General features: G+C 37.5%; 1 protein-coding gene. It reads right to left on the bottom strand.

Features of this window, described 5'->3' with window-relative positions; all coding sequences use genetic code 11:
- Positions 1–109: 109 nt before the first annotated feature.
- Positions 110–1,438, bottom strand: a complete 1,329-nt coding sequence (gene ltrA / locus V7122_RS23610) for a group II intron reverse transcriptase/maturase (protein WP_335346131.1) — start codon at positions 1,436–1,438, stop codon at positions 110–112.
- Between the last annotated feature and the right edge of the window lie 630 nt (positions 1,439–2,068).

The raw sequence follows: 2,068 nt of genomic DNA, 5'->3' as shown, positions 1-2,068 counted from the left end.
AACTAGTCGAGTAGAAGGGAATCTCTCTACCTCACGGTAGATTGTATTCCTCTCCCCTCACAGAACCGTGCTTGCGCAATTAACGCACACGGCTCCTCCTAGTTATCGTTCACATAATGTAGCTAATCTCTTTTCTTAAGTCATATATGTTAACCTTAATTCTTGCGTAAGGTAATGGGAATTTATTAAGAAAGAGTCTGAATTTATCCCAATTAAATGATTTCCTTTGACTTCTTCTATTGAGCCATTTATACAGTAAGTATCCGATTTTGTCTCTGAATTTGTTTACACTTTGGGTATTATCTGTGATGCAATAATAATTGTAATAACCTATAAGAGAGCGTCTAAATCTATCCATAATGATATGAATATCTTTATTTCTATTAATCTTCAACCATTGCTTAGATTCTTTGAGTTTGCCTTGGACTTTCTTCCTGCTTGACTTCCGTTTCACTCGGAACTTACCTTGTTTGCTTTTCCCACAATAGTGTGTAAAACCTAGGAAATCAAAGATTGCTGGTTTACTGTTTCCCTTTTGTTTTACATCTTTCTCCGCAAACTTTCCAAAGGGAATAATTTTAGTTTTATCCTCGGCTATTTCTAAGTTAAACTTCTTTAATCTCAATTTTAATGATTCGAAGAATTGTTCAGCTTCACTTCTAGATTGAAAACAACAAACAAAATCATCTGCATATCTCACTATAAATGCTTGTCCTTTGCACTGTTTTCTAACCCTTTTCTCAAACCATAGGTCGAGGACGTAATGGAGGTAAACGTTAGCTAATATCGGAGATATTACTCCACCTTGCGGTGTGCCATTTTCTGTCTTGTATTTCTTTCCTTCCTCCATATATCCACCTTTAAGAAACCTACCAATTAATCTTAGGAGGTTAGGGTCAGATATTCGCAGTTTTAAGAACTCCATCATCCATGTGTGGTCAACATTGTCGAAGAATCCTTTGATATCTACATCTACTATATAATTTACTGACCTCTTTTCAATGTAATAGTTCAGTATTTTCAAAGCATCATGACAGTTACGGTTTGGACGGAATCCAAAGGAACAGTCTAGAAAATCATTCTCATAGATGGTATTTAGTATCTTTGTAATGCCTTTTTGTACAATTTTATCTTCATGTTCTGGTATTCCCAATGGTCTTTTCTTGTCTGAATTGAGCTTTGGAATATACATTCTCCTTACTGGAACAGGACGATAACTTTTGCTTTTAAGCCTATTTACTAAGCCTTCTATGTTTTCTTTTAGATTTTCACTGTATTGTTCTTTAGTTTTACCATTAACCCCAGTTGCCTTTTTATTAGGTAACTCATGATGACATTGAACTAATGATTGCTCATCTAATAAATGTGCAAGAGATGTAAATTTCATTATAGGATCAGATTTTGCTAATTCTGCTATCCTTAGTAGTTTTGTTTCCATTTAATATTCCTACCTCTGCGTGTAGTAAATGTTTCCCTAGTAAGGGTGATAACTGGTAGCTAGCCTTTCCTCCATCGGCATTACCCAACTTCATTGGTACTACGCTGCTATCCGACTCCCTAATCGGCATTTGGTTTCCTTACTTTGTATCGCTTGTACACCATACTCTTCTAAAAAAAAAGAAAAGACCGATAGGGTCTCCCGAGTTGCCGTATCATATCAATGTATAACGTGCCAAGGTCTCTGACCCCAGAGAGGTTTCATTCTTCTTGCCATTACGAATAATGAAATGTTGCTTTCTGTCGCAGTTAAAACATCAGCCCTCTCGATTTACTAACATTATGGGGCTCAATCCCTTCAACCATTTGGCTTTCGGCCCATTACCTAACTGTCTACGCTTAAAGACGAAAGTTACCTTTAGCCCTCCAAGACTCGCTACGAGTGAATGGCTAGTTCTTACTCGACGGGAATCCCACCCGTTATATGATACGACCTATGCTCGGCCGCACAACTGCCTCGTTAGTCCAATAAGAAAAAAGACCGCCGCAGCGATGATTTCTTTAACTCTTGCACCCGTTACTTCAATAAGGCTGGTTCCTCTATTGCAAGTTTTACTGCATTCTGTTCGGT

It is taken from the genome of Bacillus sp. JJ1532 (assembly GCF_036965085.1).
Classification (GTDB): Bacteria; Bacillota; Bacilli; order Bacillales; family Cytobacillaceae; genus Cytobacillus.
Note: the sequence above shows the minus strand (reverse complement) of the source record. Positions and strands in the feature narration are given on the sequence as shown.